At 63.7% G+C, this 16,702-nt stretch carries 15 protein-coding genes; 10 read left to right on the plus strand and 5 right to left on the minus strand.

The genetic code is table 11. The features are described 5' to 3' along the window. Positions 1-50: 50 nt before the first annotated feature. Complete coding sequence (locus ACFJI2_RS26945) at positions 51-950, plus strand: LysR family transcriptional regulator (RefSeq protein ID WP_377702636.1); 900 nt, start codon at positions 51-53, stop codon at positions 948-950. A gap of 197 nt (positions 951-1,147) precedes the next feature. Beyond that, on the plus strand, positions 1,148-1,834 hold the full coding sequence (locus ACFJI2_RS26950) for a choice-of-anchor E domain-containing protein (protein ID WP_377702637.1): 687 nt from the start codon (positions 1,148-1,150) through the stop codon (positions 1,832-1,834). Between the two features lie 94 nt (positions 1,835-1,928). On the opposite strand, the gene glmS is transcribed toward ACFJI2_RS26950, so the two are convergent. Further along, positions 1,929-3,758, minus strand: a complete 1,830-nt coding sequence (glmS, locus tag ACFJI2_RS26955; RefSeq protein ID WP_377702638.1) for a glutamine--fructose-6-phosphate transaminase (isomerizing) — start codon at positions 3,756-3,758, stop codon at positions 1,929-1,931. A 141-nt stretch (positions 3,759-3,899) separates the two neighbouring features. Between glmS and ACFJI2_RS26960 the strand changes: the two genes are divergently transcribed. Continuing rightward, entirely contained in the window at positions 3,900-4,367 is a 468-nt protein-coding gene (locus ACFJI2_RS26960; protein ID WP_132134158.1) for an Lrp/AsnC family transcriptional regulator, read from the plus strand. Positions 4,368-4,841: 474 nt separating this feature from the next. Here the strand turns inward: ACFJI2_RS26960 and glmU are convergent, their stop codons facing one another. Then, positions 4,842-6,218 carry a bifunctional UDP-N-acetylglucosamine diphosphorylase/glucosamine-1-phosphate N-acetyltransferase GlmU gene (gene glmU, locus ACFJI2_RS26965; RefSeq protein ID WP_377702639.1) on the minus strand — a complete coding sequence of 459 codons (1,377 nt, stop codon included), beginning with the start codon at positions 6,216-6,218 and terminating at the stop codon, positions 4,842-4,844. A 24-nt stretch (positions 6,219-6,242) separates the two neighbouring features. Between glmU and ACFJI2_RS26970 the strand changes: the two genes are divergently transcribed. The 5 genes from ACFJI2_RS26970 (at position 6,243) to ACFJI2_RS26990 (ending at position 9,295) form a co-directional block, all read left to right on the plus strand. Further along, positions 6,243-7,142 (plus strand): DUF6279 family lipoprotein, encoded by a 900-nt coding sequence (locus tag ACFJI2_RS26970; RefSeq protein WP_377702640.1) that lies wholly within the window; start codon positions 6,243-6,245, stop codon positions 7,140-7,142. Positions 7,143-7,171: 29 nt separating this feature from the next. Continuing rightward, entirely contained in the window at positions 7,172-7,810 is a 639-nt protein-coding gene (rsmD, locus tag ACFJI2_RS26975; RefSeq protein WP_377702641.1) for a 16S rRNA (guanine(966)-N(2))-methyltransferase RsmD, read from the plus strand. 71 nt (positions 7,811-7,881) lie between these two features. Continuing rightward, positions 7,882-8,385 (plus strand): pantetheine-phosphate adenylyltransferase, encoded by a 504-nt coding sequence (gene coaD, locus ACFJI2_RS26980; RefSeq protein ID WP_028833720.1) that lies wholly within the window; start codon positions 7,882-7,884, stop codon positions 8,383-8,385. A 9-nt stretch (positions 8,386-8,394) separates the two neighbouring features. Further along, on the plus strand, positions 8,395-8,658 hold the full coding sequence (locus ACFJI2_RS26985) for a YfhL family 4Fe-4S dicluster ferredoxin (protein WP_028833719.1): 264 nt from the start codon (positions 8,395-8,397) through the stop codon (positions 8,656-8,658). A 43-nt stretch (positions 8,659-8,701) separates the two neighbouring features. Continuing rightward, positions 8,702-9,295, plus strand: coding sequence for a chalcone isomerase family protein (locus ACFJI2_RS26990; protein ID WP_377702642.1), 594 nt, complete (start codon positions 8,702-8,704; stop codon positions 9,293-9,295). A gap of 48 nt (positions 9,296-9,343) precedes the next feature. Here the strand turns inward: ACFJI2_RS26990 and ACFJI2_RS26995 are convergent, their stop codons facing one another. Beyond that, positions 9,344-9,586, minus strand: a complete 243-nt coding sequence (locus ACFJI2_RS26995) for a hypothetical protein (RefSeq protein WP_377702643.1) — start codon at positions 9,584-9,586, stop codon at positions 9,344-9,346. A gap of 177 nt (positions 9,587-9,763) precedes the next feature. Here ACFJI2_RS26995 and ACFJI2_RS27000 point away from each other — a divergent pair, with 177 nt between their 5' ends. Next, positions 9,764-10,732 carry a LysR family transcriptional regulator gene (locus tag ACFJI2_RS27000; RefSeq protein WP_028833850.1) on the plus strand — a complete coding sequence of 323 codons (969 nt, stop codon included), beginning with the start codon at positions 9,764-9,766 and terminating at the stop codon, positions 10,730-10,732. Between the two features lie 63 nt (positions 10,733-10,795). Here the strand turns inward: ACFJI2_RS27000 and ACFJI2_RS27005 are convergent, their stop codons facing one another. Further along, positions 10,796-12,352, minus strand: a complete 1,557-nt coding sequence (locus ACFJI2_RS27005; RefSeq protein ID WP_377702644.1) for a methyl-accepting chemotaxis protein — start codon at positions 12,350-12,352, stop codon at positions 10,796-10,798. Positions 12,353-12,391: 39 nt separating this feature from the next. Continuing rightward, positions 12,392-12,847, minus strand: a complete 456-nt coding sequence (locus tag ACFJI2_RS27010; protein ID WP_028833852.1) for an Lrp/AsnC ligand binding domain-containing protein — start codon at positions 12,845-12,847, stop codon at positions 12,392-12,394. 210 nt (positions 12,848-13,057) lie between these two features. Between ACFJI2_RS27010 and putA the strand changes: the two genes are divergently transcribed. Beyond that, positions 13,058-16,690: a trifunctional transcriptional regulator/proline dehydrogenase/L-glutamate gamma-semialdehyde dehydrogenase gene (putA, locus tag ACFJI2_RS27015; protein WP_377702645.1), complete on the plus strand. Its 3,633-nt coding sequence runs from the start codon at positions 13,058-13,060 to the stop codon at positions 16,688-16,690. The last annotated feature ends 12 nt before the right edge of the window (positions 16,691-16,702 follow it).

The raw sequence follows: 16,702 nt of genomic DNA on the forward strand, positions 1-16,702 counted from the left end.
TAATGAGCCTATTAGCGCGGCTAATGAGTATTTGTGCGACACTGGCGCGCATGGCACGGCGCAACCTGAATGAACTGCTCTATTTCGTCACCGTGGCGCGTGAAGGCAGCTTCACGCGTGCGGCGGCATTGCTGGGCGTGTCGCAGTCGGCGCTCAGCCAGGCCATCAGCGGCCTGGAGACCAGGCTGCAAATCCGCCTCCTCACCCGCACCACGCGCAGTGTCTCCCCCACCACTGCAGGCGAGCGGTTGCTGAATGCCATCGGCCACCGATTTGACGAGATCGAAAGCGAACTGGATGAGCTGACCGAGCTGCGCGACAAGCCCGCAGGCACCGTGCGCATCACCTGCGGCGATTACGTCCTGCACAGCGTATTGCTGCCGAAGCTGGCGCCGGTGCTGCGCGCCTACCCCGACATCCGCATGGAGTTCGACGTCAATTACGGCTTCCGCGATATTGTCGCCGACCGTTTCGATGCCGGCGTCCGGCTGGGCAGCACCATCGACAAGGATATGATCGCCATTCCGATCGGTCCGCGCATGCGGCTGGCAGTGGTGGCGTCACCCGGCTATTTCGAACAGCACCCTGCGCCGAAGACGCCGCCGGAGCTGACGTCGCACCAGTGCATCAACCAGCGCATGCAAAGCTCGGGCGGGCTGTATGTGTGGGACTTCGAACGGCGCGGCCGGCAAGTGAACGTGCGCGTGGATGGCCAGCTGATCTTCAACACCTCGCAGCCGCAGGTGGACGCGGCATTGGCCGGCCTGGGCATCGCGCTGCTGCCCGAGGACGAGGTGACGCCGCATATCGAAGCGGGACAGCTGGTGAGGGTGCTGGAGGACTGGTGCGCGCCGTTCGACGGCTACCATCTGTATTACCCCAGCCGCCGGCAGCCTTCCCCCGCGTTTTCACTGGTCGTGGACGCGCTCCGCATGCCGCGCACCAGTTGAAGCGCAGCGGGCGCGACTGTCGGTAAATTTTACATTTCCAGAAATCATATGACTTGCCGTTCGGCTAAGCTATTGTTTACGTTGAAACATTTCCATATGGCATAGATTGTGCTATTCGCAATACTCGTGTTCGTTATCCACAGATAACGATACGGATGTAGCACCTATCGACAACCCACATTGAACTGAGACTCACCTTGAAAAAAGTACTTGCAGCATTGGCCATTGCCGCCACCCTGACTCCCTTCACTTGCGCCCAAGCCTCGACCATCAGCTTTTCCGACACCAAGGCCCTGTCCACCACCAACTGGACTGACGCACTGAGCTTCGGCAAATTCGACACCAGCCTTGGTACCCTGACCTCGATCCGATTCGACCTGAGCGGTATGGTCCAAGGCTCGGGCAATGCCGAAAGCCTGGATGCGGCAGCATCCGACGTTACCCTGAGCCTCGGCGCGCTGCTGGGCCTGACCCGTCCGGACGGCAGCACCTTGGTCGTGACCAACCCGCTGTTTAGCCAGGTCTTCAATTTCAGCGCGTTCGACGGCGCCATCAACTTCGGCGGCACCTCCGGCGGCAGCACCGGCACCGTGTCGGCAAACGGCGCGAACTTCTTCATCAGCAGCAACGCCAGCGATTTCTCGCTGTTCTCGGCCCTGGGCGGCGGCACCATCAACCTCGGCCTGAACGCCGTCGGCAATTCGAGCGGCACCGGCGCCGGCAACCTGCTGACCCAGTTCAATACCGCGGCATCCGGCAACGTGCTGGTCACCTACACCTACACGCCTGCCAGCGACGTCCCTGAGCCGGCAACCCTGGCGACCCTGGCCGCCGGTCTGGGCCTGATGGCCGCCGTCCGCCGCCGCGCCAAGAAGCAGGCGTAACACCGGACTCCAGCCCTCGCGGGCCGGCAATGAAAAACCGTCTTGCGGGCCTCGATCCGCAAGACGGTTTTTTTTTAGAATAGCCCCGCAGCCCTTACTCGACAGTCACCGATTTCGCCAGGTTGCGCGGCTTGTCGACGTCGGTGCCGCGCGCCAGGGCGGAGTGGTAGGCCAGCAGCTGCAGCGAGACCACGTGCAGGATCGGCGACAGCTGGCCGTAGTGCTCGGGCATGCGGATCACGTGCACGCCGTCGCCGGAGGTGATGCGCGAATCGACGTCGGCGAACACAAACAGCTGGCCGCCGCGCGCGCGCACTTCCTGCATGTTGGACTTCAGCTTTTCGATCAGCGTGTCGTTCGGGGCGATGGTCACCACCGGCATTTCCTCGGTCACCAGCGCCAGCGGGCCGTGCTTCAGTTCGCCCGCAGGATAAGCCTCGGCGTGGATGTAGGAAATCTCCTTGAGCTTGAGCGCGCCTTCCAGCGCGATCGGGTAGTGCAGGCCGCGGCCCAGGAACAGCGCGTTTTCCTTGCGCGCGAACTCTTCGGCCCAGGCGATGATCTGGGGTTCCAGCGCCAGCACGGACGTGATGGCAGACGGCAGGTGGCGCATGGCTTTCAGGTGCGCGCTTTCTTCTTCGTCGGTGAGGCGGCCGTTCACTTGCGCCAGCGTCAGCGTGAGCAGGAACAGCGCGGCCAGCTGGGTGGTGAAGGCCTTGGTCGAGGCCACGCCCACTTCCACGCCGGCGCGGGTGATGTAGGCCAGTTTGCATTCGCGCACCATGGCGCTGGTGGCCACGTTGCAGATGGTGAGCGTGTGCTCCATGCCCAGCGCGCGCGCGTGCTTGAGCGCGGCCAGGGTGTCGGCGGTTTCGCCGGACTGGGAAATGGTGACGACCAGCGTGCGCGGGTCGGGCACCGAATCGCGGTAGCGGTATTCGCTGGCGATTTCGACGTTGACCGGGACCTTGGCGATGGATTCGATCCAGTACTTGGCGGTGGAGCCGGCGTAGTAGCTGGTGCCGCAGGCGAGGATCAGCACGCGGTCGATTTCCTTGAACACCTTGTAGGCGCCGTCGCCGAACAATTCGGGCATGATGCCGGTGATGCCTTCCAGCGTGTCGCCGATGACGCGCGGCTGCTCGAAGATTTCTTTCTGCATGTAGTGGCGGTACGGCCCCAGTTCGGCCGCGCCGGTGTGGGCGTGCACGGTTTTCACTTCGCGTTCGACGGACTTGCCGTTCACGTCCACGATCCACACTTTGCCCAGTTGCAGGTCAACCACGTCGCCTTCTTCCAGGTAGATGATCTGGTCGCTGGTGCCGGCCAGCGCCATGGCATCGGAGGCGACGAAGTTTTCGCCCTGGCCGATGCCGACGATGAGCGGCGAGCCCTGGCGCGCCGCCACCACGCGGTGCGGTTCTTCGCGCGAGAACACGGCGATGGCGTAGGCGCCGTGCAGGCGCTTGACGGCTTGCTGCACGGTGTCGAACAAGTCGCCGTTGTACATGTGGTCGACCAGGTGGGCGATCACTTCGGTGTCGGTCTGGCTCTGGAACACATAGCCCAGCGCGGTCAGTTCGGCGCGCAGTTCGTCGTGGTTTTCGATGATGCCGTTGTGGACCAGGGCGATGCGGGCGTTGTCCGAACTCGGCGAGAAGTGCGGGTGGGCGTTGTGCGAAGCCGGGGCGCCGTGCGTGGCCCAGCGGGTGTGGGCGATGCCCGTGAAGCCGCTCAGGCCGGTTTCGTTGACCTGTTTCTCCAGGTCCGCCACGCGCGAGGTGCTGCGCGAGCGCTGCAGGGCGCCGTTCACATGCAGGGCGACGCCGCAGGAGTCGTAGCCGCGGTATTCCAGGCGCTTCAGGCCCTCGAGCAGGATGGGAGTGATATTACGTTGCGCTACCGCGCCGACGATGCCGCACATAAAAACCTCTGTATGAATAGTTAATGAATCCATACTAGAGCAGCGCTCATGAAATAAGCTTTCTAAATTCACTCGTACATGAAATTTAATTTCATACGTGTATGATGGTGAAATTAAATTTCATTTTGTATTGAATTTTTTATGAATATTCCAGAGCTGGACGAGGTAGACCGTCGCATCCTGAATGTGCTGCAGCAAAACGCGGCCTTGACCAACGCGGAGCTGGCGCAGGCGGTGCATGTGTCGCCGCCCACCTGCTTGCGGCGCGTGAAGCAGCTGACGGAGAGCGGGGTGATACAGCGGCAGGTCGCCATCGTATCACCGGAGAGCGTGGGTGCGCGCCTGACTGCCATCGTGGAGATCACCCTGGACGTGCAGGCGGCCGAGCGCATGGCGGAGTTCGAGCAGCACGTCGCAGGCGACGATGCGGTGCTGCAGTGCTACCGCGTGTCGCCGGGACCGGACTTCGTGCTGGTGATACAGGTGGCGGACATGCCGGCCTACAACGCGCTGGCGCACCGGCTGTTTGCCGCGCATACCAATGTACGCAACGTGAAAACCTATTTTTCCACTCTGCGCAGCAAGTTTGAAACGCGCATTGCGGTGTAGCTTATACAGGGTCATCCACCGGTTTTCCTGTGCTTGCCCACACAGTTATACCAGGCTTATCCGGTGCTTTTCCCACGGTTTTTCACAGGCTTATCAACACCGCCTGCCGGCTCCGGCGGCGGGAAAGCCGGTGCGGTGGCCGGGATGGAAGTTATCCCGGCGTTTCAACAGGCTTGCCCACAAGTTTATGCACAGGCCCACCTCATTTATCCCCGGTTTTGCACCACTTTTCCAACGCTTATTCCGGCACTTGCCCACAAAGTTGTCCACATTTTTTGGTAAACCTGTTTGTTTACACAGTAGAAATGCCGGTAAACCGTATCTCCTTGATACGACTGGATTGTTGCCAAGTTATCCCACAGTTGCCCCAAGCTTGTCAGACGGTTTTCCTCAAGCTTGCTCACATCTTTATCCACAGGCTGCGGACATAAAAAAACGGCGCCTCACGGCGCCGTCGTAGAAAGCAGTGGCAGTTTACTTCTTGACCTTCACCGGGCGCTTCCAGCCGGGAATGGTGAGCTGCTTGGGACGCGAGATGGTCAGCTGGTCGGCCGGCGCATCCTTGGTCAGGGTGGTGCCGGCGCCAATGGTGGCGCCGCGGCCCACCGTCACGGGAGCGACCAGCTGGCTGTCGCTGCCGATGAAGGCGTCGTCTTCGATCACTGTGCGGAACTTGTTGGCGCCGTCGTAATTGCAGGTGATGACGCCGGCGCCCACGTTCACGCGCGAACCCACGGTGGAGTCGCCCACGTAGGCCAGGTGGTTGGCCTTGCTGTGCGCGGCGATCTGGCTGTTCTTGATTTCGACGAAGTTGCCGATGTGGACATCTTCCGCCAGCTCGGTACCGGGGCGCAGGCGCGCGTACGGGCCGATGATGGACTTGGCGCCCACCACGGCGTCTTCGATGTGGCAAAAGGGCTTGATCTGCACGCCCTCGGCAATGCGGGCGTTCACCAGCACGCTGTGCGCGCCCACGGTGACGCCGTCCGCCAGCTCGACCTTGCCTTCGAATACGCAGCCGACGTCGATGGTGACGTCGCGGCCGCAGATGAGTTCGCCGCGCACGTCGATGCGGGCCGGGTCCATCACGGTCACGCCGCGCTCCAGCAGGGCTTGCGCGATGTTGAGCTGGTGGATGCGTTCCAGCTGGGCCAGCTGCACCTTGGAATTGACGCCCGCCACTTCCCACACGCCGCCCGGGTTGGCCGACACCACCGGCACGCCGTCCGCCACGGCCTGGGCCACGATGTCGGTCAGGTAATACTCGCCCTGGGCGTTATTGTTCTGCAGCGCGGCCAGCCATTGCTTCAGGCGCGCGGTGGGCGCCACGATGATGCCGCTGTTGATTTCCCTGATCGCGCGTTCCTCGGCGCTGGCGTCCTTCTCCTCGACGATGCGGACGATCTCCCCGCCTTCGCGCACGATGCGGCCCAGGCCGAAAGGATCGTCCTGCTCCACGGTCAGGATGCCCAGCTTGTCCGAACCGGCCGCGTCCACCAGGCGCTGCAGCGAGGCCGAAGTAGTCAGCGGCACGTCGCCGTACAGGATCAGGGTAGGGTAGGCTTCATCGAGCACCGGCAGCGCTTGCATGACCGCGTGGCCCGTGCCCAGCTGCGGCTCCTGCAGCGCGGCGGAGATGTCGGTGCCGGGCACTTGCTTCTCCTTTTCAAGCTGATCCAGCACGGCTGCGCCCCCATGTCCGTAAATCACGCATAATTTGGCTGGAGACAATCCGCGCGCCGTATCGATAACGTGCGACAACAGCGGCTTGCCAGCCAGCGGATGCAAAACCTTGGGCAATGCGGACTGCATACGTTTGCCCATGCCGGCGGCGAGAATAACTACGTTCATAGGCCTACTCAAAAAGTTAAGAATATGGAAAAGTTTAACATGCAGGACAGCCGCCACCGGGGCGCACGCTATATTTTCATCGTTGCCGTGCTGGCCCTGCTGGCCGCCTGCAGTTCGCTGCGCCTGGCCTATAACAACGGCGATACGCTGCTGTTCTGGTGGCTGGACGCCTATGTGGACCTGGATTCGGCGCAGAAGCCCCCGGTCAAGTCCGATATCGGCGATTTCTTCCGCTGGCACCGCAAAACCCAGCTGCAGGATTACGCTCAGGTGCTGCGCCATGCCCAGCAGCAATTGCAGGCCAATCCCTCCCTGGCCGACCTGCAGGCGGACTACAAGGAAGTGCGCGCGCGCACCCAGGCCATGCTGCTCAAGGCGGCCCCGGACATCGCCGAGCTGGCGCTGTCGCTCAAGCCGGAACAGCTGGAGCAGATGGAAAAGAAGTTCGAGAAGAACAACAGCGAATTCCGCAAGAAGAACATGAAGGGCGGACGCGACGAGCAACTCAAGTTCCGCTACAAGAAATCCATGGAGCAATTCGAGCTGTGGTTCGGCAATTTCAGCCGCGAGCAGGAAGCCATCATCCGCAAGGCCTCCGACGCGCGCCCGCTGGATAACGAACTGTGGCTGGACGAGCGCATCCGCCGCCAGAAGGGCATCCTGGCGCTGGCGCGCCGCATCCAGCAGGAAAAACCGGCGCCGGCGGCGGCCGAAGCCATGATCCGCGAGCTGATCCAGGAGAATTTCGACCGCACCGAAAAGCCGTCCGACCGCAAACCCTTCTTTGACGCCTACGCCAACGGCACCATGGAACTGGTGCTGACGGTGATCCGCATCGCCACGCCGGAGCAAAAGGCGCACGCGCATAAGCGCATGCAGGGCTGGATCGAGGATCTGAATGCGCTGGCGGCGCAGGCCAAGTAGGGGGCGCGCCCGCATGTTATAGTGCCGCCATGCAAAAGAAGCCCGTTAAAAAACCCGCCAAAGTGCCCGTCCACGGGCCTAAACACAGCAACCAGGTCCGCATTATCGGCGGCGCCTGGAAGCGCACCCCGCTGCCCGTGCTGGAAGCGCTGGGCCTGCGCCCGACACCGGACCGCGTGCGCGAAACCGCCTTCAACTGGATCAGCCACCTGCGCGACGGCGAATGGGCCAGCGCCCAGGTGCTGGACCTGTTCGCCGGCAGCGGCGCGCTCGGTTTCGAGGCCGCCAGCCGCGGCGCCGCCAGCGTCGTCATGGCCGACACCAACACCGCCGTGGTGCGCCAGCTGGACGCGATCAAGAGCAAGCTGAACGCGGCCAACGTGCAGCTGCTGCGCAGCGATGCGCTGGCCACCGCCCAGTCGCTGGCCGTGCGCGGCCAGAAATTCGACCTGATCTTCCTGGACCCGCCCTACCAGCAGGACTTTTTGGCGCGCGTTTTGCCGCTCTGCAGCAAATTGCTGAAGGAAAACGGACTGGTCTACGCCGAATCCGGCCTGCCGCTGACCTTCGAGGAAGGTGAGCCGCCAGAGTGGATGCAGGGCTGGGAGGTGGTCCGGGCTGACAAAGCCGGGATGGTGTTCTATCATTTACTTCAGTACAAGGGCTAAGCCCGGGGCTGCGGGAGCGCCTGATTTTCAGGCATAATGCGCGTTCTATGGTGCATCGCAAGGGAGCCGCAATGGTAGTAGCCGTATATCCGGGAACGTTCGATCCGCTCACCCGCGGACATGAAGATTTGGTGCGCCGCGCCTCCGGCCTGTTCGACACTCTGGTGGTGGGCGTGGCCGACAGCCAGAACAAAAACCCCTTCTTCTCGCTGGAAGAACGCCTGGAAATCGCCAACGAGGTGCTGGGCCACTATCCGAACGTGAAAGTGGAGAGCTTCTCCGGCCTGCTGAAAGACTTCGTGCGCCAGCATGATGCGCGCGTGATCGTGCGCGGCCTGCGCGCCGTGTCCGACTTCGAGTACGAGTTCCAGATGGCGGGCATGAACCGCTACCTGCTGCCGGACGTCGAAACGCTGTTCCTGACCCCGTCCGACCAGTACCAGTTCATTTCCGGCACCATCGTGCGCGAAATCGCCATGCTGGGCGGCGATGTGTCCAAATTTGTATTTCCTTCCGTCGACCGCTGGCTGCAAAAGAAAATTGCAGCGATCAAGGGCGCGCAGGCGGCGGGCTAAGGATTCACCATGGCCTTACTGATTACCGACGAGTGCATCAACTGCGACGTGTGCGAGCCCGAGTGCCCGAACGACGCCATCTACATGGGTGCCGAGATCTACGAGATCGACCCGAACAAGTGCACCGAATGCGTCGGCCACTTTGACGAGCCGCAGTGCGTGGCGATCTGCCCGGTGGAATGCATACCCCTCAATCCGGCCTGGATCGAGACCAAGGAGCAGCTGATGGCGAAATATGAACGGTTGACTGCCGGCAAGGGCGACGCGCAGTAAAGCAATGGTATATTTGCCTCCATAACACCTTTATGGAGACAACATGACGATAGCCCGCCGGTCCATCCTGAAAAGCGCCGCCGCAGCCACGCTGCTGGCGCTGGCAAGCTTGCCATCCTTCGCCGCCGAAGTCGCGGGTGTGAAGTTCGATGACACCATCACCGTCAACGGCGCCACGCTCAAGCTGAACGGCGCCGGGCTGCGCACCAAGGTCATCTTCAAGGTCTACGCGCTGGGCCTGTATCTCACCGAAAAGAAATCCACCGTGGCCGACATCCTGGCCGCGGAGGGACCGCGCCGCGTGAAAATCGTGGTGCTGCGCGAGCTGACGTCGGAAGAGTTCGGCAAAGCCTTCATGGCCGGCCTGAACGACAACACCGACCAGGCCGAGCGCGCCAGGCTGGTGCCGCAAACCAAGCAATTCGGTGAAATGTTCGCCATGTTCCCCGCCCTGAAGAAGGGCGACGTGCTGACGGTGGACTGGATACCCGGAACGGGCTCGCAAGTGATGCTGAACGGCAAGGCCGTCGGCGGCGCGCTGCCGGACGTGGCCTTCTTCAACGCCATCCTGCGCATCTGGCTGGGCGACAAGCCGGTGGACAGCTCGCTGAAGCCTCAGCTGCTGGGTGAAAAATAAAGTTGTTGCGGCGCGGCAGAGTCCCTGCCGCACGGTCCTGCCTGTTTTTTAGGCGCGGGCCGCCATGGCGCGCAGTTCGGCGGCGTGGCTGGGCGCGCTTTCCATCGAGTTCAGCATGCGGTTCAGCATCATCGCGTCCTGCATCAGGCGGCGCTGCAGGCGTTCTTCCTTGCTCAGCTTGGGTTTTACCACCAGCACCAGCGCGCGGCCGATACCGCGCAGCAGCGGCTTGAACAGCAGGAGCATGGCCAGCGCCAGCACAGCGCCCAGCAGGATTTGAATCGCGTCCATGACAGAAATTCCGAAAGTTAAGGCTTGTACAGCAGAAATGAAGGTAGACATTGAAGTTCAGGTGCAATTACAATCAAGCGTAACTATAGTGCGCTGCAACATATAAATCCAATTCCGTTTCCCGATATCAACTATACGGAACGTGAATAAGAGTCCTTACCACCGAGCCGAGTATTTATGAGCTTCCTGACGCTGGACTTGAACTTGCTGCGTGTTTTCGACGCGGTGATGACCGAGCAAAACCTCACCCGCGCCGCCGGCCACCTGGCAATGACCCAGCCGGCGGTCTCCAACGCCATCAAGCGCCTGCGCGAAAGCCTGGGCGACGAACTGCTGATCCGCACCGCCTACGGCGTGAAGCCGACGCCGCGCGCCGAAGCGCTGTGGCCGTCCGTGCGCAGCGCGCTGGCCAGCCTGGAAGCGGCCGTGACGCCGGAAACTTTCGACGTGTCCAAGGCACACGCGACCTTCCGCCTGGCCATGGCCGACGCCACCGCCGCCTTCTGGCTGCCGTCGCTGATGCGCTCGATCGAGCGCGAAGCGCCGGGCGTGAACGTGCGCATGGTGCCGCTGACCACGCGCGAACCGCGCCCGATGCTGCTGCGCGGCGACGTGGACCTGGCGGTGGGCTTCTTCCCGGGGGTGGCGGCGCAGCTGTCGAGCGACACCAGTTCGCCGATCCGGCACGAGCGGCTGTATTCCGGCCACTACGTGTGCGTGATGCGGCGCGACCATCCGCTGGCCAAGGGCGATTTGACGCTGGAGAACTACTGCGCGGCGAACCACCTGCTGGTGAGCTTCTCCGGCCGCGCGCACGGCCTGGTGGACGAGGCGCTGGCGCAGATCCAGCGCGAACGGCGCATCTTGCTGACGGTGAACCAGTTCTTCACGGCGGGGCGCGTGGTGGCCAACTCGGATTTGATTACCGTGCTGCCCAAGCACCTGATTGCGTCCACCGGCATGACCGATGCGCTGATCCACAAGGAACTGCCGTTCACCTTGCCGGCCGTGCACCTGGACATGCTGTGGCACGAGCGCGACGCGCGCAGCCCGGCGCACAAATGGCTGCGCTCCAACCTGGAAGGCATGAACAGCGTGGCCCAGCGCACCGCGCCGGGCACGTCGCCGCGCAGCGATACCTACTAGACCGGCGGCGCAGTGGCGGGTTACGCGCCTTCGGCGCTAACCCGCCCTACGTGGTAATGCCAATCAATGCGCGGCGGAGCGGTAGCCGATGCGGAAGCCGCCCCAGTGCTGGCCGTTGACGTAGATCGGGGCCGACAGGTCGTGCATCACCTCGCCCGTATCGCGCTTGTAGGTCTGCAGCAGGAAAGGCTTGGTGTTCGAGCCGCAGCGCTTGCCGGTGCGGTCGCTGAAGATGCGCTTGGTGCGATTGTTGACGATGTCCACGTCGTAATTGCCCGTCAGCGGCTGCGAGAACTTCTTGTTGTGAGTGGGGAAGTAGCCGTTGTTGTCCACCGCGCCCGCATAGGCCAGGTGCGGCAGGCGCGCCAGCAAGCCTTCCTGCAGGTCCGGCAGCACGCGGTCGGTGAAGGCGTCGAACTTGGTGTTGTGCTTGGGCGGGTCGGTATTCGGAATCGGCGTGTACTGGCGGTCGAACAGCGCCGCGTGCGTGATCTTGCCGCTGGCGATGGCCGCTTCGAAGATCTTGCCCACTTCCCTGGCGGCCGTCTGCGCCGCTTCGCGGATTTCATCGTGCGCGGTTTCAATCTCGGACATGCCCAGCGCCGCCGTAATGACTTCGGCGCGCTCGGCCAGCGCCATGGCCGAACCGGTGGCGCGCGGCAGCTCGGCGTCGGTGGACAGCATGCTGTCGCGGATCTGCGTAATGGCCTCGGCGATCACGCGCGTGGTTTCCACGTGCTCGCGCGAGGCCTGCGCAATCTGCCCGATCTCCTTTTCCGACACGCCGGACGACTGCTCAATGCTGCTCAGCAGCCCATGCACCGTTTCCACATTGCCGGCCGCCTCGCTCACCATGCCTGCCAGCGAATCCATGCCGGCCGTGGCCGACACGGCCTGCTCGTTAATCGCGCGCACCATGGCGCTGATCTCGTCCGTGGCTTCCTTGGTGCGCTGCGCCAGCTGGCGCACTTCGCCCGCCACCACCGCAAAACCGCGCCCCTGTTCGCCGGCGCGCGCGGCCTCGATGGCGGCGTTCAGCGCCAGCAGATTGGTGCGCGCGGAAATTTCGGTAATGGCTTCCGTAAAGCCGTAGATGCGCCTGGCCTTTTCCTGCAAGCTGGCCATGGTGGCGGCGGCCTGCTGCGCGTCGCCGCGCGCGCGGCTGATGCGCGCCAGGCCCTGGTCCACTTCGGCGCGTCCGGTCTCGGTCTCGGCACGCACCCGCGCGGCAATCCTGGCGGCGCGCTCGGCGTTGGCGGCAATCTGCTCGGTGGCGCGCGCGTTCTGGCTGGAACTGGCCACGATCTCGCTGGCCGTGCGCACGTCGCTTTCGATCTTCTTTTTGACGGAATCGACGAAGTAGGAGGTCTCCGCCGCGCCTATCATGATCGCGTCGATTTCCTCGCCCACCGTGTGCGCGAAGCGGCGCGTGCCGTCTTCGCCGTCGCCGCCGGCCGCCTGGGCCAGCTGGGCCGTCAATGCGGCGACCAGCGCGGCCAGCGTGGCTTGCCAGAGCGAACCAGCGCCAGCCAGCTGCGCCAGCCACGCTGTACAAGCGCCCGCCGCCGTGGCGCCGAGTATCCGTAAAATTTGTCGCACCTGCTTGTGCTGCAACTTCATCTGACCTCCGTCTCCGTAGCGGCGATAGCTGACCGTTGATTACTTGATCGGTAGCTTGCTCGTGTTTTTTACTTCTTCCATCACAGCATAAGTGTGGGTCTCGCGTACGCCTTTTTGCAGCAGCGTCTTGCCGAGGAATTCGCGGTAAGCCGCCATGTCCTTCACGCGCGCTTTCACCAGGTAGTCGAAGCCGCCGGCCACCATGTGGCATTCGAGGACTTCGGGGATCACCTGGACGCTATGTTTGAATGCATCGAAGACTTCGGGCGTGGTACGATCTAGTACGACTTCGATGAACACCAGCAGCGACACATCCAGCAATTGCGGATTGAGCTGGGCCGTGTAGCCCATGATGTAGCCGGACTCGTGCAGCTTGCGCACCCGCTCCAGGCATGCCGCAGGCGACAGGTTGACGCGCGCAGCAAGCTCCACGTTGCTGATCCGTCCGTCGCTCTGCAGCTCCATCAGTATCTTCTTACTGATCTTGTCCAGCATGAGTTATCCCCCTCAAATTATATTTGGTTAAATTCTCTCATCAAAAACTATGTATGGCTAGTCTTTAGTAATACCAGAATTAATCCAGAAGAAATCCTTCTACAATCGAATCATTAGCAGCACCGCCGAATACGCTCGCCCAGCCTGGTGCCGGACGAGCGTTTTTACTGTGTGCGCGTCAAAAATTCCCATTGTAGAAAGCGTCTCTTCATGCAAGCAGCCAACCCGGCTCCGGCCACTCCGTTCTCCACCCTGCAAGCCGAAATCCTGCGCGAGCCCAGCCCGCAACGCGCCGCCATCACAGCCGCCTACCGCCGCGACGAAGCCGGCGCCGTGCAGTGGCTGCTGGGCCAGGTGCGCGAAAGCGGCACCGCCGAAGCGCAAGCGCTGGCGCACCGCCTGGTGTCGTCGGTACGCAAGGAGCGCACCCGCGCCTCCGGCGTGGACGCGCTGATGCACGAGTTTTCGCTGTCGTCGGAAGAAGGCGTGGCGCTGATGTGCCTGGCCGAGGCACTGTTGCGCATCCCCGACAGTGCCACCGCCGACCGCCTGATCGCCGACAAGATCAGCAAGGGCGACTGGCGCAAGCACCTGGGCGAATCGCCGTCCATGTTCGTCAACGCCGCCACCTGGGGCTTGCTGGTGACCGGCAAGCTGGTCAGCTCCAGCAGCGAGCAGGGCCTGGGCTCGGCCATCACGCGCCTGATTGCCAAGGGCGGCGAACCGCTGATCCGCAAGGGCGTGGACCTGGCCATGCGCATGCTGGGCAACCAGTTCGTGACCGGCCAGACCATCGCCGAAGCCATCAAGAACGGCCAGCCGAACGAAGAACGCGGCTACCGCTATTCCTACGACATGCTGGGCGAAGCCGCGCTGACCGAAGCGGACGCGGCCAACTACTACGCCGCCTATGAAACCGCCATCCACGCCATCGGCCGCGCCTCGGACGGGCGCGGCATCAAGGACGGTCCCGGCATCTCGGTCAAGCTGTCCGCGCTGCACCCGCGCTACTCGCGCGCCCAGCACGCCCGCGTGATGGACGAACTGCTGCCGCGCCTGACTTCGCTGGTGCTGCTGGCCAAGCAATACAACATCGGCCTGAACATCGACGCCGAAGAAGCCGACCGTTTGGAGCTGTCGCTGGACCTGATGGAAGCGATGGCCTTCGAGCCGGCGCTGGAAGGCTTCGACGGCATCGGCTTCGTGGTGCAGGCCTACCAGAAGCGCTGCCCCTTCGTGATCGACTACCTGATCGACCTGGCCAAGCGCAGCGGCCGCAAGTTCATGGTGCGCCTGGTGAAGGGCGCCTACTGGGACGCCGAGATCAAGCGCGCCCAGGTGGACGGCATGCCCGGCTACCCGGTCTACACGCGCAAGGTGTACACCGACGTGTCCTACCTGGTGTGCGCGCAAAAGCTGCTGGGCGCCACCGACCGCATCTTCGCCCAGTTCGCCACGCACAACGCGCAAACCCTGGCCACCATTTACACCTGGGCCAAGGAAGCGGGCGTGAGCAACTACGAATTCCAGTGCCTGCACGGCATGGGCGAATCGCTGTACGACCAGGTGGTGGGCAAGGACAACCTGGACAAGGCCTGCCGCATCTACGCCCCGGTCGGTTCGCACGAAACGCTGCTGGCCTACCTGGTGCGCCGCCTGCTGGAAAACGGCGCCAACTCCTCGTTCGTCAACCAGATCGTGGACGAATCGATACCGGTGGAAGCGCTGATCAAGAACCCGATCGACGCCGCGCGCGAGCAGGGCGGCCAGCCGCATCCGGCCATCCGCCTGCCGCTGGAGCTATTCGGCGCCGAGCGCCGCAATTCGGCCGGCCTGGACCTGTCCAATGAAGACGTGCTGCGCCAGGTGGCCGCCACGCTGGCCGAGCCGCGCAGCTGGAGCGCCGGCCCGCTGCTGGCCGGCGCGCTGACCATCGGCCAGCCGTCGGAAGCCGTGGTCAATCCCGCCCAGCGCAGCGACGTGGTGGGCACCGTCACCGAAGCGAGCGCCGCCGACGTCGACAGCGCGCTGGCCAGCGCCAGCGCATATGCCATGGACTGGCAAAGCACCGAACCGTCGCAGCGCGCCGCCGCCTTGATGCGCGCGGCCGACCTGTTCGAGCACAACATGCTGGAACTGATGGCGCTGGCCATCCGCGAAGCCGGCAAATCGCTGCCCAACGCCATCGCCGAAATCCGCGAAGCGGTGGACTTCCTGCGCTATTACGCGCAGCAGGTAGGCACCTCGGCCAACACGCTGGCGCTCGGTCCCGTCACCTGCATCAGCCCGTGGAACTTCCCACTCGCCATCTTCACCGGGCAGGCCGCCGCCGCGCTGGCGGCCGGCAACGTGGTGCTGGCCAAACCGGCCGAGCAGACCCCGCTGATCGCGCACCGCGCGGTGGAACTGATGCACGAAGCCGGCATCCCGCGCGCCGCGCTGCAATTCCTGCCCGGGCGCGGCGAAGTGGTCGGCGCCGGCCTGTGCAACGACGCGCGCGTGAAAGGCGTGATCTTCACCGGCTCCACCGAAGTGGCGCAGCTGATCAACCGCACCCTGGCCAAGCGCGCGGCGGCCGAAGGCGCGGACATCCCGCTGATCGCCGAGACCGGCGGCCAGAACGCCATGATCGTCGACTCCTCCGCACTGCCCGAGCAAGTGGTGCAGGACGCGATCTCGTCCGCCTTCGACAGCGCCGGCCAGCGCTGCTCCGCGCTGCGCGTGCTGTTCCTGCAGGAAGACATCGCCGACAAGACCATCAAAATGCTGAAAGGCGCGATGGGCGAACTCAACATCGGCAATCCTGACCGCCTGGTGACCGACATCGGCCCCGTGATCGACAGCGAAGCGCAGCAAAATCTGCTGAACCACATCGAAACGATGAAGAAGTCGGCAGTGGACCATTTCTCGCTGAACGTCCCGCTGGCCGCAGCCGGCACCTTCGTGCCGCCCACGGTGCTCGAAATCCGCTCGCTGGACGAACTGAGCAAGGAAGTATTCGGCCCCGTGATGCACGTCATCCGCTACAAGCGCGCCGACCTGGGCAAGATCGTCGAGCAGATCAACGCCAGCGGCTACGGCCTGACGCTGGGCGTGCACTCGCGGATTGACGAAACCATCGACTTCATCACCGCCCGCGCCCACGTCGGCAATATCTACATCAACCGCAACATCGTCGGCGCGGTGGTGGGCGTGCAACCGTTCGGCGGCGAAGGCAAGTCCGGCACCGGCCCCAAGGCGGGCGGCCCGCTGTACCTGAAACGCCTGCAGCGCGGCGCCGTCACGCCCGCCCAGCACGCCCGCCTGGCCACCCCGGCGCTGGACGCGCTGGAAGTATGGGCCAAGGGCAAGGGCCGCGAGCGCCTGGTGTCCCTGGCCGACCAGTACGCCCACAGCACCGCCCTGGGCAGCACCATCGAGCTGCCGGGTCCGACCGGCGAGCGCAACACCCTGAGCTTCGCCCCGCGCGGCAACGTGGTCTGCCTGGCCGACTCGGCCGACGTGCTGCTGAACCAGATCGCCGCCGTCCTCGCGACCGGCAACCGGGCCGTGGTGGTGAGCAAATCCCTGCCCGCCGACCTGCCGGCGGCCGCACTGGACCAGATCAAGCAAGTCAACAACCTCAGCAGCATCGATTGCAGCTTCCAGGTGGCCCTGGTTGAGTCCGCCCTGGCCCCGGGTGTACGCGAGCAGCTGGCGGCCCGTGACGGGGCTCTGGTGGCCGTTATCGACACCTCGGCCGACGAAGCCATCCCCCTGTGGCGCCTGGTGGCCGAGCGCGCCCTGTGCGTCAACACCACGGCAGCCGGCGGCAACGCCAGTCTGATGACCCTCAGCGCCTAAGTCTCCACGCTC

It is taken from the genome of Pseudoduganella sp. UC29_71 (assembly GCF_042693265.1).
GTDB lineage: Bacteria > Pseudomonadota > Gammaproteobacteria > Burkholderiales > Burkholderiaceae_D > Rugamonas.